At 47.3% G+C, this 25,533-nt stretch carries 19 protein-coding genes, 10 tRNA genes, 3 rRNA genes and 1 other RNA gene; all 33 read right to left on the bottom strand.

From position 1 onward, the window contains the following. Positions 1-107: 107 nt before the first annotated feature. Complete coding sequence (gene hisG, locus RS891_RS00765; RefSeq protein ID WP_315794168.1) at positions 108-767, bottom strand: ATP phosphoribosyltransferase; 660 nt, start codon at positions 765-767, stop codon at positions 108-110. A 1-nt stretch (position 768) separates the two neighbouring features. Next, entirely contained in the window at positions 769-1,962 is a 1,194-nt protein-coding gene (locus RS891_RS00760; RefSeq protein ID WP_315794167.1) for an ATP phosphoribosyltransferase regulatory subunit, read from the bottom strand. Between the two features lie 473 nt (positions 1,963-2,435). Continuing rightward, positions 2,436-2,957: an acyltransferase gene (locus RS891_RS00755; protein ID WP_113054204.1), complete on the bottom strand. Its 522-nt coding sequence runs from the start codon at positions 2,955-2,957 to the stop codon at positions 2,436-2,438. Further along, positions 2,954-3,604: a pyrophosphatase PpaX gene (ppaX, locus tag RS891_RS00750; RefSeq protein ID WP_315794166.1), complete on the bottom strand. Its 651-nt coding sequence runs from the start codon at positions 3,602-3,604 to the stop codon at positions 2,954-2,956. Before ppaX ends, RS891_RS00755 begins: the two co-directional genes overlap by 4 nt. 6 nt (positions 3,605-3,610) lie before the next feature. Continuing rightward, positions 3,611-4,648 carry a prolipoprotein diacylglyceryl transferase gene (gene lgt, locus RS891_RS00745; RefSeq protein ID WP_113054203.1) on the bottom strand — a complete coding sequence of 346 codons (1,038 nt, stop codon included), beginning with the start codon at positions 4,646-4,648 and terminating at the stop codon, positions 3,611-3,613. Between the two features lie 124 nt (positions 4,649-4,772). Further along, positions 4,773-5,711 carry an HPr(Ser) kinase/phosphatase gene (gene hprK / locus RS891_RS00740; protein ID WP_113054202.1) on the bottom strand — a complete coding sequence of 313 codons (939 nt, stop codon included), beginning with the start codon at positions 5,709-5,711 and terminating at the stop codon, positions 4,773-4,775. Positions 5,712-5,999: 288 nt separating this feature from the next. Continuing rightward, entirely contained in the window at positions 6,000-7,124 is a 1,125-nt protein-coding gene (locus RS891_RS00735) for an ABC transporter ATP-binding protein (RefSeq protein ID WP_113054201.1), read from the bottom strand. Positions 7,125-7,227: 103 nt separating this feature from the next. After that, positions 7,228-8,424: a PucR family transcriptional regulator gene (locus RS891_RS00730; RefSeq protein WP_315794165.1), complete on the bottom strand. Its 1,197-nt coding sequence runs from the start codon at positions 8,422-8,424 to the stop codon at positions 7,228-7,230. Between the two features lie 163 nt (positions 8,425-8,587). Next, positions 8,588-8,660 (bottom strand) — tRNA-Lys (locus RS891_RS00725). Between the two features lie 7 nt (positions 8,661-8,667). Then, positions 8,668-8,753: transfer RNA gene (locus tag RS891_RS00720), tRNA-Tyr, on the bottom strand. A gap of 9 nt (positions 8,754-8,762) precedes the next feature. After that, a tRNA-Phe gene (locus RS891_RS00715) sits at positions 8,763-8,838 on the bottom strand. A 20-nt stretch (positions 8,839-8,858) separates the two neighbouring features. Beyond that, positions 8,859-8,936 (bottom strand) — tRNA-Asp (locus RS891_RS00710). Positions 8,937-8,945: 9 nt separating this feature from the next. Further along, positions 8,946-9,021, bottom strand: a tRNA-Thr gene (locus tag RS891_RS00705). 5 nt (positions 9,022-9,026) lie between these two features. Continuing rightward, positions 9,027-9,102 (bottom strand) — tRNA-Val (locus RS891_RS00700). Positions 9,103-9,111: 9 nt separating this feature from the next. Further along, a tRNA-Met gene (locus RS891_RS00695) sits at positions 9,112-9,188 on the bottom strand. A gap of 45 nt (positions 9,189-9,233) precedes the next feature. Continuing rightward, positions 9,234-9,325 (bottom strand) — tRNA-Ser (locus tag RS891_RS00690). A gap of 84 nt (positions 9,326-9,409) precedes the next feature. Continuing rightward, positions 9,410-12,335: ribosomal RNA gene (locus RS891_RS00685) — 23S ribosomal RNA — on the bottom strand. Between the two features lie 139 nt (positions 12,336-12,474). Then, positions 12,475-12,550 (bottom strand) — tRNA-Ala (locus tag RS891_RS00680). A 22-nt stretch (positions 12,551-12,572) separates the two neighbouring features. Beyond that, a tRNA-Ile gene (locus tag RS891_RS00675) sits at positions 12,573-12,649 on the bottom strand. Between the two features lie 37 nt (positions 12,650-12,686). Next, positions 12,687-12,803: ribosomal RNA gene (gene rrf / locus RS891_RS00670) — 5S ribosomal RNA — on the bottom strand. 106 nt (positions 12,804-12,909) lie between these two features. Further along, a 16S ribosomal RNA gene (locus RS891_RS00665) occupies positions 12,910-14,461 on the bottom strand. Together the 16S, 23S and 5S rRNA genes with 10 tRNA genes alongside form the textbook arrangement of a ribosomal RNA operon. A gap of 365 nt (positions 14,462-14,826) precedes the next feature. Further along, positions 14,827-15,096 (bottom strand): pro-sigmaK processing inhibitor BofA family protein, encoded by a 270-nt coding sequence (locus RS891_RS00660; RefSeq protein ID WP_315794163.1) that lies wholly within the window; start codon positions 15,094-15,096, stop codon positions 14,827-14,829. 38 nt (positions 15,097-15,134) lie between these two features. After that, positions 15,135-15,362, bottom strand: a complete 228-nt coding sequence (locus tag RS891_RS00655; RefSeq protein WP_397386923.1) for a DUF2508 family protein — start codon at positions 15,360-15,362, stop codon at positions 15,135-15,137. 339 nt (positions 15,363-15,701) lie between these two features. Then, on the bottom strand, positions 15,702-16,301 hold the full coding sequence (gene recR / locus RS891_RS00650; protein ID WP_062329683.1) for a recombination mediator RecR: 600 nt from the start codon (positions 16,299-16,301) through the stop codon (positions 15,702-15,704). Positions 16,302-16,335: 34 nt separating this feature from the next. Then, the gene (locus RS891_RS00645) at positions 16,336-16,647 is read right to left on the bottom strand and encodes a YbaB/EbfC family nucleoid-associated protein (protein ID WP_024628773.1); all 312 of its coding nucleotides are present in this window, start codon (positions 16,645-16,647) and stop codon (positions 16,336-16,338) included. A 48-nt stretch (positions 16,648-16,695) separates the two neighbouring features. After that, on the bottom strand, positions 16,696-18,456 hold the full coding sequence (gene dnaX / locus RS891_RS00640; protein ID WP_315794161.1) for a DNA polymerase III subunit gamma/tau: 1,761 nt from the start codon (positions 18,454-18,456) through the stop codon (positions 16,696-16,698). Positions 18,457-18,629: 173 nt separating this feature from the next. Further along, positions 18,630-18,897: signal recognition particle sRNA large type (gene ffs, locus RS891_RS00635), an RNA gene on the bottom strand. Positions 18,898-19,046: 149 nt separating this feature from the next. Continuing rightward, the gene (rpmE, locus tag RS891_RS00630; protein WP_024628775.1) at positions 19,047-19,244 is read right to left on the bottom strand and encodes a 50S ribosomal protein L31; all 198 of its coding nucleotides are present in this window, start codon (positions 19,242-19,244) and stop codon (positions 19,047-19,049) included. A gap of 103 nt (positions 19,245-19,347) precedes the next feature. Continuing rightward, positions 19,348-20,622 (bottom strand): radical SAM family protein, encoded by a 1,275-nt coding sequence (locus tag RS891_RS00625; protein ID WP_113055806.1) that lies wholly within the window; start codon positions 20,620-20,622, stop codon positions 19,348-19,350. A gap of 101 nt (positions 20,623-20,723) precedes the next feature. Next, entirely contained in the window at positions 20,724-22,049 is a 1,326-nt protein-coding gene (gene rho, locus RS891_RS00620) for a transcription termination factor Rho (protein ID WP_076292185.1), read from the bottom strand. Between the two features lie 469 nt (positions 22,050-22,518). Next, a complete protein-coding gene (locus tag RS891_RS00615; RefSeq protein ID WP_063567653.1) occupies positions 22,519-23,772 on the bottom strand; it encodes a UDP-N-acetylglucosamine 1-carboxyvinyltransferase in 1,254 nt (417 codons plus the stop codon). A 149-nt stretch (positions 23,773-23,921) separates the two neighbouring features. Beyond that, a complete protein-coding gene (fba, locus tag RS891_RS00610) occupies positions 23,922-24,776 on the bottom strand; it encodes a class II fructose-1,6-bisphosphate aldolase (protein WP_024628780.1) in 855 nt (284 codons plus the stop codon). 260 nt (positions 24,777-25,036) lie between these two features. Continuing rightward, positions 25,037-25,423 carry a response regulator gene (locus tag RS891_RS00605; protein WP_315794160.1) on the bottom strand — a complete coding sequence of 129 codons (387 nt, stop codon included), beginning with the start codon at positions 25,421-25,423 and terminating at the stop codon, positions 25,037-25,039. Positions 25,424-25,533 lie beyond the last annotated feature (110 nt).

Below are 25,533 nucleotides of genomic sequence, written 5' to 3'. Positions count from 1 at the left end.
GCGTACATCCTCCCTATCCCTGTAGTGCCTGTGATGCGACTAATATCCGTTCATGCTATATGATCAATCATCGATTAGTGATTTACGTTCCATCTTACATACTTCATTTATCCTCGAAAAATTCCTGCGAATACCTCATTCGAGGCTGGAATGACCTGCTGGAGTGCATCACATAATGCTTGAATCCGTGCGTTCTTCATCCGATAGCTTACCCGATTGGCAATAAGGCGACTTGTGATATCCAGAATGCCCGTCATCTCAACGAGTCCATTCTCACGTAACGTCTGACCAGTCTCCACCAGATCGACGATTCGATCAGCCAGCCCGATCAACGGCGCCAGTTCGATGGAGCCATTCAGTTTGATAACTTCCACCTGCTGTCCTTGCTCGCGGAAATACTGGGACGCAATCCTCGGGTACTTTGTTGCCACCCGCTGCTGAATGCCAGGCGTCCAGTCCGGTAGTCCAATAACAGACATGCGGCACTGTGCGATTCCCAAGTTCAACAATTCGTAAACGTCCCGATTTTCCTCAAGCAGAACGTCTTTACCCACTATGCCAATATCCGCTACTCCATACTCCACATACGTTGGCACGTCTACGGGCTTCGCCATGATGAATTCCATCCCAGCTTCCGGTACTTCGATGACCAGCTTACGCGTATCGTCCACGTCTACCGGAATATCAAGCCCTGCTTCACGGAACAGTTTGGAGGCTTTCTTATAGATTCGGCCCTTTGGCATGGCTACCTTCAAAATATCCGACATCTCAGCGTCCTCCTCCATTTTCATGTCCGTACGTGATAATCTGCTCAGCCTGGATTGGCTTGTTGCCAGTTAGCGCCTCTGCCCCATCTTTAGGAAGGAGGTATGTTACTACATTTTGACCGATGCTGCGTAGTCTCGCCGCCTCCGTTAGAGCCTCAGCCCGACATTCAGATGTATATTGAATAAGTACAGGCTTCTTCTCTTCCATCGTAATTCCATGAACACCATCGATAATCCGATTTGTTTTGAGTGCAAACCCTGTAGCTGGTAATGAACGGCCAAACTGCTGTAACAGATTATCATATCGTCCGCCACTGCATACCGGGGATCCGAGCTCTGCCGCATACCCTTCAAACGTCATGCCTGTATAATAGGAGAAATCACCAATCATCGTCAGATCAATCAACACATGCTCAGACACACCGTACGCTTCCAACACTTCGAATACAGCACACAGATGCGCAATGGACTGTGCTGCTTCAGTGCTTGAACTCAGCTCTGCTGCGTGTGTACATACTTCTTTACCGCCACGCAGACGCAAAATGGCTTCAAGCTGCTCCTTCAGTTTCGGCTCCAGATTCAATGCTTCAATGGATTGGCGATAGCCGACATAATCACGGCCCAGCAATCCTTCTTTCAACTGCTCCTGTTGTACCGTTTGACCCGGAATGACTTCTTCCAGTAACCCGTTCAGAAATCCCATATGACCCATCGCAATTTTAAAGGAAGATACACCGGCTGCCTGCAAAGAAGCGATCGCAAGGGCTACAACTTCTGCATCCGCCTCTGGCGAATCATCACCGACAAGCTCTACACCTGTTTGGAAAAATTCTGCCTCACGTCCTGCTTCCTCTTCAATGGAACGAAACACATTTGCATGATAGGACAGACGCAGAGGAAGCTCCTCATCCTTTAATAGAGAAGAGACCACCCGTGCTATCGGAGCTGTCAGATCTGATCTTAGTACGAGCGTAGTCCCGCGACTGTTTAATAATTTAAACAGCTTGCGATCCGAAGTGGAACTCGCTACCCCAACGGTATCGTAGTATTCAATCGTTGGCGTAATGATTTGACGGTAACCCCAGCGTTCCATGCATTCCAGTACATTCCGCTCAATGGTTCGCAGCTTGGTCACCACATGTGGTGTATAGTCACGAAAACCTGTCGGTTTTTCAAAGCCTTTTGGTTTGGACATTGGTATTATTCACCCCGAGTCAGTAATTTAAGATTGGTAGACGTTCTATTTCAACAGGATTTATGTAGTGTAAATCCCCATTCTATCTTGTAACCTGAATTCTTATTGTTGCTGCCAGGCAGCCTTCAGAAAACGTTTAGTACGTGTTCATTTATGCTTAATTATATTCAACTTTCATCATTTTCTTTAACATGGTAAAGTGCTAACAAACTAAAGGATATGGGATATGATAACATGAATGACCATCCATCGTCAACAATACAACCCCTTTTGGGTGCTTGTACTACATCCTCTATTTAGATCTTTAATCTAATTATGTGTATACGAAAAAAGCTGCCATCAGCAGCTTCCTTATTTCAGTCCGTTCGTCTTAATGCTCTTCCCGTGACTGAATCAATTCAGGTTAATTTTCGTCCTTGTATTCTTTGTAATGATCTTTTGCAGATGGATCCGTAAGCCGTCTCCCAAAATCATTACTCATCGGTCTTTATGACAATCTCCTCCGTTGAAGCACTCGAGCGAGACAGATCACGAAGTGGATTCCCTCCAACAAAAGCCCCTGGAGCTACATCCTTATGGACAACTGCGCCTGCGGCTACAACCGCACCATCTCCGATGGTTACACCCGGCAGGATGGTTGAATTAGCACCGATCAGTACATTTTCCCCGATAATCACCTCACCGAGTCTGTACTCTTTAATAAGATACTCATGAGCCAGGATCGTAGTGTTGTAACCAATCACGGAATTTTCACCTACCGTAATTTTCTCCGGAAAGAACACATCCACCATCACCATCAACCCAAATGCCGTATGTTTACCCACCTTCATGCCAAGCATGCGACGATAGATCCAGTTCTTGACCGATAGAATCGGGCAGTACCGTGACAACTGAATCCAGATAAAGTTACGCACGCCTTTCCACGGACTCACTGTCTTATAGATATGCCAAAGTGCGTTATGGCCTTCTACGGGATAGCGGGTTACTTTTCTCATGAACGTTCCGTTTCAATCAGCTTGAGCAAGTCCTTCATGTCGTGCAAAATGTAATCCGGGTTATAGCCGCTCAATACGGCCTCTCCCTTAAGGGACCAGGCTACGCCTGCCGCAAGCGCACCCGCGTTCTGTGCCGATTGAATATCGACTGGGCTGTCACCCACCATTAATGTTTTGGAAGGATCTGCACCCAACTCTTCGATCGCCTTCAGGACCGGTTCAGCATGCGGTTTGGGATGGGTTACATCGGTAACCGTCACAATTGATTTCATATACTTCAACAGGTCGAAACGCTCCAGCACCTTAAGCGTAGATGGGCGAATCTTCGTCGTGACAACACCCATCACGATTCCCGCCTCATGAAGAGCTTCAACAACCTCAATCACGTGAGGAAACGGCTGAACCATCGCCTCATGATGAACGTCGTTGTAAGCCCGATATCCTTTGACATACTCCGCAACATCCTCTTTGCCAGAGAACGTACGCATCTGATTCTCCAGTGTTCCCCCCATATGAGGAATGATCTGTTCGCGTGTCCAAGGGGGAGATAACTGCAAATCCTCCATCACATGAAGGAAAGAGTTGATAATTAGTTCATTCGTATCAATAATCGTTCCATCCAGATCAAACAAAACCGTGTCAATCATGTTGCATTACTCCTTTTTCTCTTCAGCTTGCTTCAGATCCTCTTTGGTCGAGACTGGAGTTACATTGTCCTCTTTGCCTGCAACCGGGCCTGTGTGCACCATATCATCCGATGATTCTGAAGGGACTTTGGAAGATACAATTGGATCGCTATACCGTACATCTGCCTTGCCTGTCATTCTTCTCACAACGATGAAGACTATCGCAACAATAATGATTCCAATAGCCAGCAGCTGCGAAATTCTTACGTTACCATAGGCTGGATCAAGATATCCTTGCTCAAATCCCATAGCTGTCATCGGTGACCATAACCCATTAACCATGGAGGCAACCCATTGAGGAGCCTGGAATCCCAGACTGTCAGTACGCAGCGCTTCGATAAAGAATCGACCGATCGAGTACCAGATAAAATAGGACATAAACAGTTCACCAGCACGCAGAAACTTCTGACGACGAAGCACCAGCAAGATGACCAAACCAACAAGACTCCACATCGATTCATACAAAAATGCAGGATGATGGAATACACCTTCCACGTTCATCTGATTAACGATAAAGTCTGGCAAATGAAGCTTGTCTCTCAAAAATGATTCTTCTACGGGACCGCCATAAGCCTCTTGGTTTACAAAGTTACCCCAGCGTCCGATCATTTGTCCAACAATCAATCCAGGTGCACAGATGTCGGCCATACGCCAGAAATTATACCCTTTACGACGGAAGAAAATGACTGCACATATGATTGCACCAATCAGTGCGCCATATATGGCGATACCACCATTCCATATTTTAAAGACATCCCAGAAATTATCCTTATAATCGTCCCATCGAAATGCCACGTAGTATATGCGGGCACCGATAATGGCAGAAGGTACACCAAGCAGAACCATGTCCATAAACACTTCCTGCGGAATGTTATACCGTTTGCCTTCCCGGATGACGAGCAGCAAACCTACAAGTGCCGCTGTACCGAGAATAAGCCCGTACCAGTGAACCTTTAACGCTCCGATGGAGAACGCTATCGGGTTCAACAGTAATAATGTATCCATTCATTCACACTCCTATAAATTGACTCATTCACAAGCATGACCAATTGCTGCATGTCCAACACTCTATACAGAAGTAGAACACATCAACAATTGGCCTTTAATTATATAATAGAGCCTTCTCTTCTTAGTCCATGTCTTCCATATCTTCAGAGATCGTTGCTGTCAGTTTGTTCGTAAATTGCAGCGCAGCGTTAAGTCCCATTTGCTTAAGACGATAGTTCATCGCCGCAACTTCAATAATTACAGCCAAGTTCCGTCCCGGACGAACAGGAATGGTTACCAGAGGTACATCTGTATCGATGATACGTGTTGTCTCCTCATCCAGACCGAGGCGATCATACTGCTTATCCTGCTGCCAAGCCTCTAGACGCACTACCAGGGTGATCCGTTTATTATTACGCACAGCCCCTGCACCAAATAATGTCATCACATTGATAATCCCAACTCCCCGAATCTCAAGTAGGTGACGGATGAGCTCTGGTGCTGTTCCGTGCAGCTGGAAGTCTGATGTTTGCCGGATTTCAACTGCATCATCCGCAATCAAACGGTGTCCACGCTTCACCAATTCAAGTGCCGTTTCACTCTTACCAATACCACTACTGCCCGTGATTAGCATACCGACTCCATTCACATCACACAGTACGCCATGAATCGTTGCCGTTGGCGCAAGCTTACGCTCTAGGAATCCGGTAATACGGCTCGATAAAATGGTTGTAGCCATGTTGCTGCGAAGCACGGCCAGATTCTGCTCCTCACTGATTTCGATTAGTTCCTGTGGTACTTCCAGTCCACGAGTCACCAAGATACAAGGTGTTTCTTCCGTGCATAGGCGCTGCATCCGATCACGACGCTCGGCCTCAGGCAACATGGAAAAAAAGGCCAGCTCTGTTCTCCCAAGCAGCTGTACCCGTTCTTGTGGATGGTATTCAAAATAACCGGCCATTTCGAGGCCAGGACGGTTTAAGTCGTCTACAGTAATGACTCTCTTCAAACCTTGAGATCCGGAAACGACCTCAAGCTGGAACTGCTGTACCAATTCAGATACTTTCACTTTTTTCGCCATTTGTCTCTTCCTTTCAGCATTCGCTGCCTCTCTATGTACATCAGCATTTTTGCGTCAATTCCATTCCATTATTAGCGCATTCATTTTGTTTGTTTCAGGTTACAGATTTTACAAAACAAAACCAGCCTTCAAATAATCTTAAATGAATTCAGTGTTGAATGCAATCGTGAACCATGACCGCCCATTAATCAAAAAAGCCCCTTCCAGCAATAACGGAAGGGGCTCAGATTACAATGTATAATTGCGTTAACTGATAGATTCCATCGTTACCGATGAATCTCAGTACTATTAGTCTTGAAGAAGAACGTTTACTTCAGTCTCTTTGTCAAAGATATGAACTTTGTTCATGTCAATTGCCATTTTAACTGTGGAACCATCACGAGTGTTGGAACGTCCGTCTACACGTGCGATTGTAGTGTCGTTACCTACACCGCTCAAGTAGAGGAGCATTTCGTGACCCAGATTCTCTGTTACATCTACGTGTGTAGAGAATACAGAGTTCGGGGATGCTTCCAGGAATACTGGCTCTTCGTGAATGTCTTCTGGACGAACACCCAGAATCACTTCTTTACCAATGTATCCTCTTGATTTCAGCACTTGTGCTTTACCTTGTGGGATTTCAACGTCCACACCAGGAGCTACGAAATGCAGGCTAGCACCTTGCTCAGCCAATTTACCCGAGATAAAGTTCATTGTCGGGGATCCGATGAAACCAGCTACGAACAGGTTAGCAGGGTGGTTGTAAAGCTCTTCCGGAGAAGCTGCTTGTTGGATGATACCATCCTTCATAACAACGATTCGATCACCCATTGTCATTGCTTCGATTTGGTCATGCGTTACGTAGATAACAGTTGTTTCCAAACGTTTCGCAAGTTTAGTGATCTCAGCACGCATTTGACCACGCAGTTTGGCATCCAAGTTGGAGAGAGGCTCATCCATCAAGAAGACTTGTGGATCACGGACGATCGCACGTCCCAGAGCGACACGCTGACGTTGACCACCGGACAGTGCCTTAGGTTTACGCTCAAGCAAATGCTCGATATCCAGGATTTTAGCTGCTTCACGTACACGTTTGTCGATCTCATCTTTTTTCACTTTACGCAATTTCAGACCAAACGCCATGTTTTGGTATACGCTCATATGCGGATACAAGGCATAGGATTGGAACACCATCGCGATATCGCGGTCTTTAGGAGCAACATCATTAACGACACGGTCACCGATATAGAGTTTACCTTCAGAAATTTCCTCAAGGCCTGCGATCATACGCAGTGTTGTTGATTTACCACAACCGGACGGACCTACCAGTACCAGAAACTCTTTATCTTTAATGTCCAGGTTAATATCAACTACTGTTGCTTTATCAGAACCCGGGTATTTTTTGAAAATATGCTCTAAACGTACACCAGCCATGATTGTTGCCTCCTCAGAGATCATTTTGTAATCGAATACATTTTGTAGTTTTATATTAACCCATTTGCATGATGTTTGACTATTCGCAAACTGCACAAAAATATCAAAGCTTTTTCGTCACTTTGTACATAAGCAATAAAAGCCGTACCAGAACAGCACTTTCGAAGTTCCTAACATCATATCCGATTTCCTGTTTGATCTTATCCAAACGATATACCAAAGTATTTCGATGAATGAAAAGTCGCTTGGCCGTCTCACTCACATTACAATCGAGATTGAAGAAGGTCTCCAGCGTAGCCAATGTCTCACTATCACTAAATAACACAGTACCTTTGCCTGTTTCCTGTATAAAACGAAGCCGTTGTTGCACAGGAATGCTATCTACCAAACGTTCGAGTTGCAGATTCCAAGGGAGATGGATGTGTTGTGCGACATGGAAAGCTCTGCCCAAGTGTACACTCTCTTGAAGAAGTGCCGTGACAGGAGATAGCTGCTTTGCAGGGATACACGGTAAGGATGCAGACAAATGAAAGACACCTGCCCATTCACTGGCTACCAACTCATAGAGCCCCAAACAAAAGGCATTCAGTAGATCCTTTCTGGCTTCAATAGTATCCTCTTCCGCTTCACCCGTGACAATCTGTTCATCACCTAGAAACACCCACTCCTGTGCTCCCACAGGAATTAGTATAATTTCTTCTCCGAAGTAACTTTCAAGCAACTTGTTCAATTCCTTCGAACGTATGCGATGAGCATCAGGTGTCTCACATTGCAGTAGAAATGGGATTTTCTCTGTGTTCAATTCTCCATCCAACGAAAAATGATCTGGAATAGGTTCCTGCTGGACTGTTTGCTCAACCTGCTTCCGAAGCCACTGTCCCAATTCAGCAAGCTGTTGTTCTCTATCGTTTTCATATATCACAGGCTTTTCTTCATCTAATGCTTCCCTATGATTGCTAATGAGAAGTTCAATTAAACGCTGAACTTCCAGCGTAACGGCATCAACAGAACATGCCCAATATAAAACAGTACCTTCTTCCTCGTTCATCCCGACTTTAAAATATATAAGTTCTTGTGTACGCCAACTGCTTACATCCTTTGCCAAACCAACCATCATCTTGTCATCACGTATGAAACCTTCGGCCTCTTTTGTAAGAGTATTATGAGCCACTGGAAGAGTTTTAGGATAAGCTGAGCTAAATCCATATTGATTCCATTCTTCTATAGTTATCACGGATTCGTCCAATGTAGTACCTATAATTGCTTCGATTTGTTGTTTTAGATCAGGTATGAGCTTCATATAATGAACGCCACCACTCTGCTTTTTTCTATTATTTTATCATATCTTGCGCAGCATCGCTTTTTTCAGTCTTTATTAGAATTCCCACAATATTAATTTATTTATTTGTAACAAAAAAAGAGTAATTGATCAAATTAATGATCAATTACTCTTTTTAAAAAGATGAGTCATGAAGGGCTCGAACCTTCGACACCCTGATTAAAAGTCAGGTGCTCTACCAACTGAGCTAATGACTCGAAAAACTGGTGGAGGATGATGGATTCGAACCACCGAACCCGTACGGGAGCAGATTTACAGTCTGATGCGTTTGGCCACTTCGCTAATCCTCCAGGATTACATGGTGGCTCGGGACGGAATCGAACCGCCGACACGAGGATTTTCAGTCCTCTGCTCTACCGACTGAGCTACCGAGCCTTATTTAATTTTTAGATTAATGGCGGAACCGACGGGATTCGAACCCGCGATCTCCTGCGTGACAGGCAGGCATGTTAGGCCAACTACACCACGGTTCCAGGCATTAATGGTGCCGGCGAGAGGACTTGAACCCCCAACCTACTGATTACAAGTCAGTTGCTCTACCAGTTGAGCTACACCGGCGTATATGGTGGAGGCTGAGGGGATCGAACCCCCGACCCTCTGCTTGTAAGGCAGATGCTCTCCCAGCTGAGCTAAGCCTCCTGGGTAATATGGTAGCGGCGGAGGGGATCGAACCCCCGACCTCACGGGTATGAACCGTACGCTCTAGCCAGCTGAGCTACACCGCCATATTAATAATTGAACTTGATTGCTTGTCCATCTTAAGGTAAAGATGGCGGAGAGAGAGGGATTCGAACCCTCGCACCGCTTACGCAGTCTAACCCCTTAGCAGAGGGTCCCCTTATAGCCACTTGGGTATCTCTCCAAATAGACAATCATGAACAATGCTTACAAGGATTGCTCCCTGAAAACTAGATCCGAAACGAATTTGCGATTCATAACCTGCATATTGGATAAGCCCTCGACCGATTAGTACTGGTCAGCTCCATGCATTGCTGCACTTCCACCCCCAGCCTATCTACCTCGTCGTCTTCAAGGGGTCTTACATACTGGGAAATCTCATCTTGAGGGGGGCTTCACGCTTAGATGCTTTCAGCGCTTATCCCGTCCGTACATAGCTACCCAGCGGTGCTCCTGGCGGAACAACTGGTACACCAGCGGTACGTCCATCCCGGTCCTCTCGTACTAAGGACAGCTCCTCTCAAATTTCCTACGCCCACGACAGATAGGGACCGAACTGTCTCACGACGTTCTGAACCCAGCTCGCGTACCGCTTTAATGGGCGAACAGCCCAACCCTTGGGACCTACTTCAGCCCCAGGATGCGATGAGCCGACATCGAGGTGCCAAACCTCCCCGTCGATGTGGACTCTTGGGGGAGATAAGCCTGTTATCCCCAGGGTAGCTTTTATCCGTTGAGCGATGGCCCTTCCATGCGGTACCACCGGATCACTAAGCCCGACTTTCGTCCCTGCTCGACTTGTAGGTCTCGCAGTCAAGCTCCCTTATGCCTTTGCACTCTTCGAATGATTTCCAACCATTCTGAGGGAACCTTTGGGCGCCTCCGTTACTCTTTAGGAGGCGACCGCCCCAGTCAAACTGCCCACCTGACACTGTCCCCGCACCGGATTACGGTACCAGGTTAGAACCTAGATACGATCAGGGTGGTATCCCAACGGTGCCTCCACAGAAGCTTGCGCTCCTGCTTCAAAGGCTCCCACCTATCCTGTACAGATCGTACCCAAATTCAATATCAAGCTGCAGTAAAGCTCCATGGGGTCTTTCCGTCTTGTCGCGGGTAACCTGCATCTTCACAGGTATTAAAATTTCACCGGATCTCTCGTTGAGACAGCGCCCAAGTCGTTACGCCATTCGTGCGGGTCAGAATTTACCTGACAAGGAATTTCGCTACCTTAGGACCGTTATAGTTACGGCCGCCGTTTACTGGGGCTTCGGTTCACAGCTTCGGATTGCTCCTAACCGCTCCCCTTAACCTTCCAGCACCGGGCAGGCGTCAGCCCGTATACTTCGCCTTACGGCTTCGCACAGACCTGTGTTTTTGCTAAACAGTCGCTTGGGCCTTTTCACTGCGGCCCCCTCGTGCTATTCACACTACCGGGGCACCCCTTCTCCCGAAGTTACGGGGTCATTTTGCCGAGTTCCTTAACGAGAGTTCTTCCGCGCGCCTTAGAATTCTCTTCTCGCCTACCTGTGTCGGTTTGCGGTACGGGCACCATCACCTGGCTAGAGGCTTTTCTTGGCAGTGTGAGATCATGACCTTCGCTACTATAATTTTCGCTCCCCATTACAGCCCAGCCTTACGATGTGCGGATTTGCCTACACATCAGCCTCACTGCTTAGACGGACATCCATCAGTCCGCGTCACTACCCTGCTGCGTCCCCCCATTGCTCATAACGGCTTACGGTGGTACAGGAATTTCGACCTGTTGTCCTTCGACTACGCCTTTCGGCCTCGCCTTAGGTCCCGACTTACCCTGAGCGGACGAGCCTTCCTCAGGAACCCTTAGGCTTTCGGCGGATCAGATTCTCACTGATCTTTTCGTTACTCATACCGGCATTCTCACTTGTATAATGTCCAGCGCTCCTTACGGTACACCTTCAACCCTTATACAACGCTCCCCTACCCCTGATGCAAAGCATCAAGCCATAGCTTCGGTGGTGTGTTTAGCCCCGTTACATTTTCGGCGCAGAGTCACTCGACCAGTGAGCTATTACGCACTCTTTCAATGGTGGCTGCTTCTAAGCCAACATCCTGGTTGTCTGTGCAACTCCACATCCTTTCCCACTTAACACACACTTGGGGACCTTAGCTGATGGTCTGGGCTGTTTCCCTTTTGACAATGGATCTTAGCACTCACTGTCTGACTCCCGGAAGTAAGTCTATGGCATTCGGAGTTTGACTGAGCTTGGTAACCCTTGCGGGCCCCGCACCCAATCAGTGCTCTACCTCCACGACTCTGTTTTCCGAGGCTAGCCCTAAAGCTATTTCGGGGAGAACCAGCTATCTCCGAGTTCGATTGGAATTTCTCCGCTACCCCCACCTCATCCCCGCACTTTTCAACGTGCGTGGGTTCGGGCCTCCAGTGCGTGTTACCGCACCTTCACCCTGGACAGGGGTAGATCACCCGGTTTCGGGTCTACGTCCACGTACTATGTCGCCCTATTCAGACTCGCTTTCGCTGCGGCTCCGGCTCTTCACCTTAACCTTGCACGGGAACGTAACTCGCCGGTTCATTCTACAAAAGGCACGCCATCACCCCTAAAACGGGCTCTGACTTTTTGTAAGCACACGGTTTCAGGTTCTATTTCACTCCCCTTCCGGGGTGCTTTTCACCTTTCCCTCACGGTACTGCTTCACTATCGGTCGCTAGGAAGTATTTAGCCTTGGCAGATGGTCCTGCCGGATTCATACGGGGTTTCACGTGCCCCGCACTACTCGGGATACATCTCGGAGAGAACAGACTTTCAACTACAGGGCTTTTACCTTCTTTGGCGGGCCTTTCCAGACCTCTTCGTTTAACCGGCTCCTTTGTAACTCCATGTGAGATGTCCCACAACCCCAAAGAGCAAGCTCTCTGGTTTGGACTTCTCCGCGTTCGCTCGCCGCTACTGACGGAATCACTATTGTTTTCTCTTCCTCAGGGTACTTAGATGTTTCAGTTCCCCTGGTATGCCTCTACATAACCTATGTATTCAGTTATGAGTAACTGGAAATTACCCCAGCTGGGTTTCCCCATTCGGACACCCCCGGATCAAAGCTTGCTTACAGCTCCCCGAGGCAGTTTCGTTGTTCGCCACGTCCTTCATCGGCTCCTAGCGCCTAGGCATCCTCCGTGTGCTCTTAGTAGCTTAACCAATTGCTCTCATGAGCAAATGCAATCTACCGTTTTTATTGAAACTTGTTTACACAAGTTCAGCTTAAAAAGGAATGTTCTAAATCGCAAAATTTCGTTTCGATATCTAGTTTTCAAAGAACAAGCTTGTAAAATCTTGTTGGTGGAGCCAAGCGGGATCGAACCGCTGACCTCCTGCTTGCAAGGCAGGCGCTCTCCCAGCTGAGCTATGGCCCCATATTAGATTTTAAGGTATACATGGTGGGCCCTGGTGGACTCGAACCACCGGCCTCACCCTTATCAGAGGTGCGCTCTAACCAACTGAGCTAAGGGCCCACATTATATATCATATCGAAACCCGTAATGGGTTTACGCTTGGCGGCGTTCTACTCTCCCAGGACCCTGCGGTCCAAGTACCATCGACGCTGAAGGGCTTAACGGTCGTGTTCGGGATGGGAACGTGTGGAACCCCTTCGCTATCGCCACCAAACGTTTGAGAGTTTGAGCTCTCAAAACTGAGCAACGAGTGAGTAACTAGCCGACCTGGCTAGATTTTGTATTTGAATGTTTCCGTTACAGGAAACGATTCTCCATAGAAAGGAGGTGATCCAGCCGCACCTTCCGATACGGCTACCTTGTTACGACTTCACCCCAATCATCTATCCCACCTTCGGCGGCTGGCTCCTTGCGGTTACCCCACCGACTTCGGGTGTTATAAACTCTCGTGGTGTGACGGGCGGTGTGTACAAGACCCGGGAACGTATTCACCGCGGCATGCTGATCCGCGATTACTAGCAATTCCGACTTCATGCAGGCGAGTTGCAGCCTGCAATCCGAACTGAGACCGGCTTTTTAGGATTCGTTCCACCTCGCGGCTTCACAGCCCGTTGTACCGGCCATTGTAGTACGTGTGTAGCCCAGGTCATAAGGGGCATGATGATTTGACGTCATCCCCACCTTCCTCCGGTTTGTCACCGGCAGTCACCTTAGAGTGCCCACCCGAAGTGCTGGCAACTAAGATCAAGGGTTGCGCTCGTTGCGGGACTTAACCCAACATCTCACGACACGAGCTGACGACAACCATGCACCACCTGTCTCCTCTGTCCCGAAGGAAAGGTACATCTCTGTACCGGTCAGAGGGATGTCAAGACCTGGTAAGGTTCTTCGCGTTGCTTCGAATTAAACCACATACTCCACTGCTTGTGCGGGTCCCCGTCAATTCCTTTGAGTTTCAGTCTTGCGACCGTACTCCCCAGGCGGAGTGCTTAATGTGTTAACTTCGGCACCAAGGGTATCGAAACCCCTAACACCTAGCACTCATCGTTTACGGCGTGGACTACCAGGGTATCTAATCCTGTTTGCTCCCCACGCTTTCGCGCCTCAGCGTCAGTTACAGCCCAGAGAGTCGCCTTCGCCACTGGTGTTCCTCCACATATCTACGCATTTCACCGCTACACGTGGAATTCCACTCTCCTCTTCTGCACTCAAGTCACCCAGTTTCCAGTGCGATCCGGGGTTGAGCCCCGGGATTAAACACCAGACTTAAATGACCGCCTGCGCGCGCTTTACGCCCAATAATTCCGGACAACGCTTGCCCCCTACGTATTACCGCGGCTGCTGGCACGTAGTTAGCCGGGGCTTTCTTCTCAGGTACCGTCACCTTGAGAGCAGTTACTCTCCCAAGCGTTCTTCCCTGGCAACAGAGCTTTACGATCCGAAAACCTTCATCACTCACGCGGCATTGCTCCGTCAGGCTTTCGCCCATTGCGGAAGATTCCCTACTGCTGCCTCCCGTAGGAGTCTGGGCCGTGTCTCAGTCCCAGTGTGGCCGATCACCCTCTCAGGTCGGCTACGCATCGTCGCCTTGGTGAGCCGTTACCCCACCAACTAGCTAATGCGCCGCAGGCCCATCCCCAAGTGACAGATTGCTCCGTCTTTCCAGTTCTCTTCAGGAGAAGAAAACAACTATTCGGTATTAGCTACCGTTTCCGGTAGTTGTCCCAAGCTTGAGGGCAGGTTGCCTACGTGTTACTCACCCGTCCGCCGCTAACCATCAGAGAAGCAAGCTTCTCATCAAGTCCGCTCGACTTGCATGTATTAGGCATGCCGCCAGCGTTCGTCCTGAGCCAGGATCAAACTCTCCAATAAAGTATTGAAAAGAGCGATAAGCTCATTTTGAAACTGACGAGATTAAAAATCTCATTTATTTTGCTTCCAAATCATACAGTCCGAAGACTTGTACCAATTTCTCAGCGTCGATCTTGCAAGCAAGATCGTTACTCACTCGTTGTTCAGTTTTCAAAGATCAAACTTGATAATTTTCTTGCTTTTTCGTCACCTTTTTCTCTCAGCGGCGACTTTTATAATATACCATACTTCGTTTGTTTCAGTCAAGCTTTTTTTGAAATTCTTTTTTCAAGTTCGTATCGAACTCAATCATTTCTTCAAAAGCATTTAACCAAGCAAGCAAAGCAACGAGATATAATGTACCATATAAATATAGAAAGAGTCAACTACCCAAACAAAGAAATTTTCAAACCCAATAATAAACCAACACCCGGCAATCCCAGAATGCTTACAGTACCTATTGTGGCAGGGTTCAGTGGAATGTAAGTTCCGGTGATCCAACCTGAATAATTAACAACATATATTCCCACCGCAGCCAGTACGAGATGAATCCCCAATGATGTAAAAAAGGATAGCCCAATTCTTTTTCTAAATAAGATGATTATCAGTCCTAGTAACGACACAACAAGCACACTGCCTAAAATAAGACTCTTCATACTTTCAACACCTCCATAATTGATTGTCACACCTCCACCTACATGCTCACTCCCCGATCAGCTATAACTGCCTTATTAATCCCTACACGTTTAGCTCGCTTCAAGTGAATCTGATATTTACGCTCCGCCGCCTCCAGCACATAGATTGCATAATCGATCTCATCCTGCCCCTGCGCCTCTTCAAACTGTCTAACAGCCCGTTCCCACTCCGCCTTGGCTTTCTGTATATCTGAATAAATCTGGTCCTCTTCCATCTCCTTTAACATTCTTTCACGTTTCTCCACCGATCTTCCATTTCGCCATGTAAACATAAGCCATCCCCTTCCTGATCAGCACAGCATATTCTCATACATATCGGGGAAAGGACAAACTTAGAACTGAGCTATATAATTTATTGAATCGTTATTCTAATCTCAAAGAATTCTATGAATTTATAACCAGACTTCAGTAAAAACGAAAGACTTCACATTTAAGCAACGTTAGAAAGGGGATAAAACAAAAAAAGAGAGCCTGATAGGCCCTCTAAGTAATCCAAACTCATCTATTCTTTTCTTTTAGGAAAAAAATCATTATAGACACATGCTCTTATTCAGAAACACGCATTGCTATCTCATCTCTCTGCGCCCTTCCAGCGCCTTCGAAAGAGTCACTTCATCCGCATACTCCAGGTCGCCCCCAACAGGCAATCCATGAGCAATCCGAGTCACCGAGATCTCGAACGGACGGACCAGACGGGAAATATACATCGCCGTGGCCTCACCTTCGATATTCGGATTTGTAGCCAGAATCAGTTCTTTAACTCGCTCATCGCTCAAACGGGTCAAAAGTTCCTTCAGACGGATATCATCCGGACCTATTCCCTCCATAGGAGAGATTGCACCCTGCAGCACATGATAGTATCCGTCAAATTCCTTGGTACGCTCCATAGCCACCAAATCTTTGGAGTCCTGAACTACACAGATTACGGAGACATCCCTGGATTTATCCTGACAGATTCGACACGGGTCAGTATCCGTAATATTACAACACACCGAACAGTAATGAAGATTCCGCTTCACACTGACGAGTGCTTTGGCAAAATCAATAACGTCATCTTCCTTCATGTTAAGCACATGAAAAGCTAGTCGCGCTGCAGTCTTGGGGCCAACACCCGGCAAACGAGTGAAGGCGTCAATCAGCTTCGCTATCGGTTCGGGATAATACAATCGATTGCGTCTCCTTTGATAGGATCAATTTAAATTAAAATAATCCCGGAATTTTCATGCCGCCTGTGAATTTACCCATATCCTGGTTCGCAATTTCATCAGCTTTGGTCATTGCATCATTGACTGCTGTCATAACCAGATCCTGCAGCATTTCTACATCTTCTGGATCAACCGCTTCTGGCTTGATAGTGATAGCCAGCAATTTCTTATGTCCATTAACTTCAGCAGTTACAACACCGCCACCAGAAGTACCTTGGACTGTTTTGTCCGCCAGCTCCTCCTGTGCCTTCAGCATTTGCTCCTGCATTTTCTTCACTTGTTTCATCATTTGGTTCATGTTGTTCATGATTATTCATCTCCTTTGGTATAGTTATCGCGCCAGGCGCATGTATATCTATTCTTTGATCACTACAAGATCCTCACCAAAGAGCTGGATGGCTTCATCAATCCAAGGCTGCTTGTTGCCTGAACCGCCGTCTTCATGCTCAGGTTCAAGCTTAAAGTCCTCCTTTGGCGTTTCAGTAGCTCCTTCCATCGCTCCAGTCCAATCTTTGAGCATCATCGTCACAAGACGAGCTGAACGTCCAAGCTGTTCAGACAGCACCCGTTCAATCACTTCGCGATTAGCCTGCTTCTCCGTAGTTTCACGGTGGATGTTGTTCTTAAACGCCACCAGAACATTGTCTTCCAGCAACGATACCGGTTCACCATCCATAAACCAGGCGTGAACAGTTACTTTCTCTTCTTTGACGCGCTGCAGGATCTGCCCCCACTTCTTGCTGACCTCCGCAAACTCAGGCGATCCCTTACGCGCAACGTACTGATCAAGCTGTGCAGGCAGCTTCGCTGGCGAATTGCCTCTCGACACTGGAGTTCGTGTTGCCGGGCGTGAAGGAGTACTTGATGCAGCCTCCCCACCAGACAAACCACCCTTAAGCGCGCGATCCAGCTTTTTCTCCAGTTCAGCAAGCTGTTGCTTCAGTCGGTTGATCTCCCCACCATCCGCTGGTGTGGTTACAGCAGGAGCCGCACCGACCGAACCTGCCATCTGACCCGATGACGCCCCTTGAGCAGGAATACTGCACAGTTTAAGAAGAGCTACTTCAAACAGCGTCTGCGGCTGTACTGCATATTTCATTTCACTCTGGTACCGATTAAGGGTATCAATCATCTGGAACAGCTGTTCCTTGGTGAATGATTCCGCCATATCACGGAACGACTCGGGATTAAGCACCCGATCCGTCAGTTTATCTGCATCCGGCACCATCTTAATCATAAGCAAATCACGGAAATAATAAAGCAAATTTTCCATGCACTTGTCCGCACTCTTACCTTCATGCATGAACCCTTCGATCATTTGCAAGATATGACCTACATCGCCTTTGAGCAGAGAAGCAGCCAACTTTGCAAACTGCTCGGAAGGAATGCCTCCGGTCATATCCATAACCTGCTGATAGGTTACCTTTCCATCTGTAAAGGAAGAGATCTGATCCAGGACACTAAGCGCGTCCCTCATTCCTCCGTCAGACAAGCGGGCGATATACTGGAGCGCATCCTGATCGGCTTCCATGCCTTCCTGTTCACAAATCAGCGTAAGTCGTGCTGTCTGTTCTTCCAGGGACACCCGGCGGAAATCAAATCGCTGACAGCGAGAAATAATCGTTGCCGGAAGACGATGGGGTTCTGTTGTTGCCAAAATAAACATCACATGTGGCGGAGGCTCTTCCAATGTTTTGAGCAGCGCATTGAATGCCTCTGTCGTCAGCATGTGCACTTCGTCAATAATATAGACTTTCTGCCGGACTTCAGTCGGGGCGTATTTCACCTTTTCCCGAAGATCGCGGATTTCTTCAACGCCACGGTTGGATGCAGCATCAATTTCCTGCACATCCATCACAGCGCCAGTCGTAATCCTGCGGCAAGCTTCACATTCGTTACAAGGCTCAGGCGCAGGCCCGCGTTCGCAGTTTACAGCTTTGGCCAAAATCTTGGCGGCACTCGTCTTCCCTGTTCCTCTGGGCCCGCTAAACAAGTAGGCATGGGAAGTCCGCTGTTCACGTATCGCGTTCTGCAAGGTCTGAATAATATGCTGTTGTCCCACCATATCTTGAAACGACTGGGGACGCCAAGCCCGGTATAACGCGATATGCTCCATGATGCGTTACCTTCCTTCCACTTCGCATTCGAGTCCTTTGTCGTTCCCCCATTATACTATATTCCGGGGTGAATCCAAACTTTATCTGACTCATCATACGTGGTTTTTTTAGACATATCAAAAAGACCTCTGCATACATACAACTGCAAAGGTCTCTACATTTAAATGGTAAGCCGTGCACCTGCTATCGATATTTGCGATCCAAGCGGCACCCCTTAACAACAGCTCGGGCTAGGCGACCCTCCGGCACAAGAGTGATCTCACTTATGGCTGCTTCCTTCCGGACCTGACCAGGTTCATGAGTACTCATTGCGGAGGACCCAACCGTCAACACCACGTTAAGGGACCAAACCTCACATCGACAAAACCTCTAGCAGGAATTCAACCTCGCTGTAGCGGATTGCGAGTTACAGGGCACCGCTACCTCCCCATCTAGCACGGTAAGAAATAGTATAACTTAAGGTTGTCTAAATTGCAACCAGAGTAAAAAGGGCAGTGATATAATCACGCGAAAATATATAAAAACCCCTGCCGGAACGGCAGAGGTGATTTGGATGTAATAGTCAGACAATCCCCAGGGAATTGCTGAATTAGATTCCGTATTTTTTCTTGAAACGATCAACACGGCCGCCAGCATCGATAAACTTCTGTTTACCGGTGAAGAACGGGTGGCACGCGGAGCAAATCTCTACACGAAGTCCGTCTTTAACCGAACCAGTCTCAAAAGTATTCCCGCAAGCGCAAGATACTTGACCAATCGTGTATTTAGGATGAATTGCTGCTTTCATTACCTTTCACCTCTTTCCGCCCTGAGCCTCAAGCGGACCCAGAGTAAATGGCACAACATCGAAGATTATAACACGGCCTAATGCCGGTTGCAATCCATTATTGTCATGAGGTGATCAGACGTTTGGGACGTGCCATTCCAGCTGGCGGAACGTGCGTATAGGAGCCTATAACGACATCGGGCAGCTCTTCCTCAAAGATCTCAATCATTTGCTTCATGCCCAAAATATCACCTTGTGCTGGAGGAATCAATTCCAGATAGCTCTCCGGGTCTATATTAAGGTTACGCATTTGAATAAGACGCAAATCGGTTCTGCGAGCAAACTCAATCATCGCTTCAATCTCTTCCTCACGATCCGTTACTCCCGGGAAGATCAAATAGTTAATCGACGTATATACACCCTGAGAAGCAGCGTATTTCATCGATTTTTCTACATTGGCCAGTGTATATCCGCGAGGTTTATAGTATGCATTATAGTGGTCATCCAGAGCGCTGATTGTACTTACACGCATTAGATCAAGCCCTGCATCAACAATACCTCTCATGTGATCATTCAAACCAGCATTGGTGTTAATGTTGATATATCCCATGTCTGTAATGGAACGCACTTCGCGGATGGCTTCAATAATCAACTTGGCCTGTGTGGAAGGCTCTCCTTCACAACCTTGGCCAAAGCTGATAATCGATTCCGGCGTTTTCAAGTGCTCCAGCATGACTTCAACGATTTCGTCCACACGCGGACGGAAATTCATCCGGGTCTGTGGGGAAACGAAGCCACTATCATCCGGTTGCTCTGAAATACATCCGAAACAACCTGCATTGCAGGAATAAGATACGGGAACTCCGCCTTCCCAACGATTCAGGAAGGTGTTGGATGAAGTCAGACATTCATATCCGAGCGCACAATTGGACAAATGGGTATAGAGACGATTTTCGGGATACTGCTTCGTTAAACGTTTAACACCCGCACGTACGTCATCCCGATCACAGTTCAGCGGATTCCATTGATCTGGATGATCCGACATCCGGGCAGTGACGTAAAACTGACCATCTTTCCACACAACAGCCGAGTAACCGAACAAGGGCAGTTTGTACTCCTTATCGGTTTTTACATACCCGGGCAGACACAACCGAGTGAATCCTTGCGGAAGCAAAGCCCCAACCGCCTGTGTATCACTAGGCATTGGCAGCATTTCGCCAGTTTCCGGGTCCATACCAATTGGACGTGTACTCGGCAGTCCAACCAGCGTTGCACCTTCCGGTAAAGGAATCAGCTCATCCTCCATAATTTCGACGATCATATCTCCACTGCGGGCAAGCCCGTACAGGGATGGGTGATCAAATACATTACCTTTTTCATCTGCGTATACTAAATACATGATGTTCTCCTCACATCTAATGGGTTAAAGCCAAACGACGAGTATATTGTTAATTTCCAGCAGCAACGCTGCAAAATTCGAGTTAAATCAATGACGTAATACTAGGTAGTTGTACCGGACGCCGCAGTCTGTCTTGGCGAGCGCCGAGTCGTAGTCGATCCGGAGTTGCTGGTCGGACTGCTGCCCGCTGTATCAAACGCCGCTAGGAACTCAGCATTCGTTTTGCTATTACGCAGTTTCTTCAAGAAACCTTCGACAAAGTCGTGGGAATCGTTCATGTTTTTACGAATCGCCCAGATTGTATCAAGTTCTTCCTTGCTCAGCAACACTTCTTCGCGACGTGTACCGGAACGACGAATGTCGATAGCCGGGAAAATACGACGCTCGGCCAGCTTACGATCCAGGTGAAGCTCCATATTGCCCGTACCTTTAAACTCTTCATAAATGATATCATCCATACGTGATCCCGTATCAATCAAAGCTGTAGCCAGGATCGTCAGACTTCCACCCTCTTCTACATTCCGTGCAGAACCGAAGAAACGTTTCGGACGATGGAACGCTGCCGGGTCAATACCGCCACTAAGTGTCCGTCCGGACGGTGGGATGACCAGGTTATATGCACGAGCAAGACGCGTAATGCTATCCAGCAAAATAACAACATCTTTTTTCGCTTCAACCAGACGGAGCGCACGTTCCAGCACCAACTCCGCAACTTTGATATGGTTTTCTGGCAGCTCATCGAACGTAGAAGCCACAACTTCCCCTTTTACCGAACGCGACATATCCGTAACTTCTTCCGGACGTTCATCAATCAACAGGACAAATAGTTCAATTTCTGGGTTGTTGGTCGAGATGCTGTTGGCGATTTCTTTGAGGAGAAGTGTTTTACCCGCTTTGGGAGGTGCTACGATCAATCCGCGCTGTCCCAGTCCTACCGGGGCGAGCACATCCATAATGCGTGTGGACAAATGGTTGGGGGATGTTTCGAGAACCAGTTTCTTCTGCGGGTACAATGGGGTTAATGCCGGGAAGTGAAGTCTTTCCGCAGCTGCCGATGGATTCTCACCATTTACAGCGTTGACTTGCAGCAAACCGAAGTATCGCTCGTTTTCTTTAGGTGTTCTACACTTACCCGATACGAGGTCACCTGTTCTTAGGTCAAACTTGCGAATCTGTGAGGCTGAGATGTAGATATCTTCCGTACTTGGCAGGTAATTGATCGGACGAAGGAATCCGTAGCCTTCTGGTAGAATTTCGAGCACACCCTGCATGAACATCAACCCACTCTGTTCGGCTTGTGCACGTAATATGGCGAAGATCAATTCTTTCTTTTTTAAAGTGCCGTAGTAGGGAATTTGATATTTTTTGGCCAGTTTGTAGAGGTCCGTTAGTTTCATTTCTTCCAAATCGGAAATTTGTAGATCCATATAATAACCACCTATTCAATTAATAAGTCCGTGAAATGGATAGTTTCGCTTGATGTTCCGGCTATAAGAGCAGCATCGTTCTGCATTTCTCTTCTGTCCATTGTACGGAATGTAACCGTTATAATGCAAATACTTGTCTTTGAGTGTAAGTTTCCGGGCGGGATAGCCATCTTTCGGCAAGATCCGCTAGTGAGTGAACACGAATACATGAGGCGTTCGATCCGGGCAGACCGGCTATGGAGCGCAGTTCAAACAAAACCGGGGTTTGGGGAAAAGGAAATGATGTTCTTAAAGCCATATGAAGACTGACTCAAAAAAAGACCCTCCGGTAAAGGAAACAGGAACATTTCGTCTTATCCCGGAGAGACTGAGAACTCTATTAAAACAGGTTTACCCAATTACTGAAAGGATATGCAGTTCTGTCAAAATAATCACTTTAATGCCGTAAAAATCGTCATGCAGTACATAATTAATCGGTTTCTCGCCACACATCTGCACCTAGCAGACGCAGATTGGTTACTAGATGATCGTACCCACGATCAATAAACTCAACGCCTGTCACTTCAGTCACACCTTCACTGACGGTGAGACCTGCGATCACTAGCGCTGCACCAGCGCGAAGATCGGATGCTTTTACCTTGGCCGCATTCAATGCACTGCCTTCAATAATAGCTGAACGCCCTTCCACACGGATTTTTGCGCCCATGCGTACCAACTCAGGAACGTGCTTGAATCGATTGCTATATACAAAGTCGCTCAGGACACTCACACCCGTTGCCTGTGTTAACACACTGGTCATCGGGGACTGCAAATCCGTCGGGAAGCCGGGATATACGAGTGCTTTAACGTCCACATGATTGTAGCTTGGTTTGCCAATGACGCGAATACTTTCATCCAGCTCTTCAATGCCAACGCCCATCTCCAGTAACTTTGCCGTCAAAGCCTCCAGGTGTTTGGGAATGACATTGTCAATCAGAACATCGCCACGCGTCGCAGCAGCAGCGATCATATACGTACCTGCTTGTATACGGTCCGGAATGATGGAATGACGGCAACCCTTAAGCTCCGACACACCTTCGATACGGATCGTTTCGGTACCGGCACCCTTAATGCTGGCACCCATTGAATTCAGAAGTGTTGCTACATCTATAATCTCAGGCTCTTTAGCCGCGTTTTCGATAATTGTAGAGCCTTTGGCACGAGTAGCCGCCAGCATGATGTTAATGGTTGCACCTACACTGCTTACATCAAGATAAATCTTTGCTCCGCGCAGCTCTTTGGCATGCAAATGAATGGAGCCATGTTCGTTCGTTACGGTTGCGCCAAGCGCTTCAAACCCTTTGATATGTTGATCAATCGGACGAGGCTCAAAGTTACAGCCCCCAGGTAAACCAATGGTTGCTTCTTTAAAACGCCCAAGCAATGCCCCCATCATATAATACGAAGCACGCAGCTTCTTCACGGGACCATTCGGCATGGGAATGGATTTAATATCGGAAGGATCGATTTTCATCTGACTGCCTTCCCAATGTACACGAGCTCCGAGTTCCTCCAAAATTTCTGCATAAACCGCCACGTCACTCAAAAGCGGCAGGTTGTCCAGCACGACTTCTGACTCGGCAAGCAATGCTGCAGGAATAAGCGCGATGGCGCTGTTCTTGGCGCCGCTTATAGTTACAGTTCCCTGTAACGGACGTCCGCCACTAATCATCAATTTTTCCATAAAGCTTAATGTCCCCCTACGTGTTTTGCAGCCGGTTAACGGCAATACGTGCTGTTGGCTTTCGATGTAGAAATAAGGCGTGAAAATGGAAAGACACCGGCTAGGCGGTGTTCTTTCCACTTTCACAGTATGGAACTGGTAAAGAAAAATTACGCTTTGTTGTTGGAACCAAACTCGCGAATTTTACCTTTAACGGTTTCTTTGATTGCATCACGGCCTGGTACGATGAATGTACGTGGATCGTAAGCATCTGGTTTAGCTGCAAGCACTTCGCGAACCACTTTGGAGAACGAAATTTGGTTCTCAGTGTTCACGTTGATTTTGGAAGTTCCCAAGGAAATCGCTTTGTCGATATCATGTTTAGGGATACCTGTACCACCATGCAGTACCAGTGGTACGTTAACTGCATCGCGAACTTCTTCCATTTCTTTGAAGCCCAAGTTAGGCTCGCCATGGTAAGGACCGTGTACGGAACCAAGAGCTGGAGCCAATGTGTCGATACCTGTTTCTTTAACGATACGTACACACTCGTTCAGGTCAGCGTACATGATACCACCGATAACATCGTCTTCTTGTCCACCAACAGTACCTACTTCAGCTTCTACAGAAACGCCTTTAGCGTGTGCATATTCAACTACTTTTTTAGTCATTTCGATGTTTTCATCGATGGAGTGGTGGGAACCGTCGATCATTACGGATGTAAATCCAGCATCGATCGCTTCTTTACACTTATCAAAGCTGGAACCGTGATCCAGGTGAATAGCAACTGGAACAGTGATTTTCATGTCGTGAATGAGTCCTTCTACCATTTTAACTACTGTGTAGAAACCGCTCATGTGACGCGCTGCGCCTTCGGATACGCCCAAAATTACTGGGGATTTCTCTTCTTCAGCAGCAGCAAGAATCGCTTGAGTCCACTCAAGGTTATTGATGTTGTATTGACCAACTGCATATTTTCCTTCGAGTGCTTTGTTCAACATGTCTGTCATAGATACTAATGGCATGGTTTCAATCCTCCTAGGGGTGTTGGGTTGTGTCTATGGTTTTTAGCCGAAATCACATACGGGCTTATTATACCACATCCCATGTCAAATACTAAACAAGCATTTGCAAAAATGCTGTGCTTTGCAGCACAGTTTTCATAGACACAGCATGACGACGTCCCTATTTCCAATATTCCCCGGATGCTTGACCGAAATACCCTGCATACCCACCCGTAAACTCTCACAGCTTCACACGCAAAAAAATCCTGTATCTACAGGATTCAGCTGCACTTATTCGCAGTATCATTTCGAAGCTGCATATTGACTGCCACACGCATTTCATCGATATCAAACGGTTTCGTAAAGTGCATGAGCGCTCCAAGATCCGTCGCTTCTTTGATCATGTCCAGTTCACCGTAGGCCGTCATCATGATGACTTTGATATCCGGATCAATTTCCTTAATATGTTTCAGAATTTCCAGGCCATCCATGCCAGGAATCTTCATATCAAGCAGCACAAGATCAGGTTTGTCATTATTTACTATCTCCAGGGCGACCTTCCCATTAGGCGCTTGGAATGTATTATATCCTTCGCTGCTGAACACTTCCATTAACAGGATTCGAATACCATTTTGGTCATCAACAATCAAAACTTTTTTATTTTCCACTGAGTAACCTCCTAGAATTAGGAAAGCATGTACGTCTGAATCTGGATAACAATCCCATAGTCGTCATGATAAGTATTCTACCTTGCCCATTGAAATCCTGCTTACATCCC

Source organism: Paenibacillus sp. BIC5C1 (genome assembly GCF_032399705.1).
Taxonomy (GTDB): domain Bacteria; phylum Bacillota; class Bacilli; order Paenibacillales; family Paenibacillaceae; genus Paenibacillus; species Paenibacillus taichungensis_A.
Note: the sequence above shows the minus strand (reverse complement) of the source record. Positions and strands in the feature narration are given on the sequence as shown.

Bases quoted from the DNA above. Each gene is read 5' to 3' on its own strand.
- rho (WP_076292185.1), bottom strand. From the start codon at position 22,049: ATGGATCTACAAATTTCCGATTTGGAAGAAATGAAACTAACGGACCTC.
- RS891_RS00655 (WP_397386923.1), bottom strand. From the start codon at position 15,362: ATGTTAAAGGAGATGGAAGAGGACCAGATTTATTCAGATATACAGAAA.
- ppaX (WP_315794166.1), bottom strand. From the start codon at position 3,604: ATGATTGACACGGTTTTGTTTGATCTGGATGGAACGATTATTGATACG.
- hisG (WP_315794168.1), bottom strand. From the start codon at position 767: ATGTCGGATATTTTGAAGGTAGCCATGCCAAAGGGCCGAATCTATAAG.
- RS891_RS00660 (WP_315794163.1), bottom strand. From the start codon at position 15,096: ATGAAGAGTCTTATTTTAGGCAGTGTGCTTGTTGTGTCGTTACTAGGA.
- RS891_RS00645 (WP_024628773.1), bottom strand. From the start codon at position 16,647: ATGAACAACATGAACCAAATGATGAAACAAGTGAAGAAAATGCAGGAG.
- dnaX (WP_315794161.1), bottom strand. From the start codon at position 18,456: ATGGAGCATATCGCGTTATACCGGGCTTGGCGTCCCCAGTCGTTTCAA.
- RS891_RS00755 (WP_113054204.1), bottom strand. From the start codon at position 2,957: ATGAGAAAAGTAACCCGCTATCCCGTAGAAGGCCATAACGCACTTTGG.
- hprK (WP_113054202.1), bottom strand. From the start codon at position 5,711: ATGGCGAAAAAAGTGAAAGTATCTGAATTGGTACAGCAGTTCCAGCTT.
- rpmE (WP_024628775.1), bottom strand. From the start codon at position 19,244: ATGAAAGCAGCAATTCATCCTAAATACACGATTGGTCAAGTATCTTGC.
- RS891_RS00615 (WP_063567653.1), bottom strand. From the start codon at position 23,772: ATGGAAAAATTGATGATTAGTGGCGGACGTCCGTTACAGGGAACTGTA.
- RS891_RS00735 (WP_113054201.1), bottom strand. From the start codon at position 7,124: ATGGCTGGTGTACGTTTAGAGCATATTTTCAAAAAATACCCGGGTTCT.
- RS891_RS00730 (WP_315794165.1), bottom strand. From the start codon at position 8,424: ATGAAGCTCATACCTGATCTAAAACAACAAATCGAAGCAATTATAGGT.
- RS891_RS00625 (WP_113055806.1), bottom strand. From the start codon at position 20,622: ATGTATTTAGTATACGCAGATGAAAAAGGTAATGTATTTGATCACCCA.
- lgt (WP_113054203.1), bottom strand. From the start codon at position 4,648: ATGGATACATTATTACTGTTGAACCCGATAGCGTTCTCCATCGGAGCG.
- RS891_RS00760 (WP_315794167.1), bottom strand. From the start codon at position 1,962: ATGTCCAAACCAAAAGGCTTTGAAAAACCGACAGGTTTTCGTGACTAT.
- fba (WP_024628780.1), bottom strand. From the start codon at position 24,776: ATGCCATTAGTATCTATGACAGACATGTTGAACAAAGCACTCGAAGGA.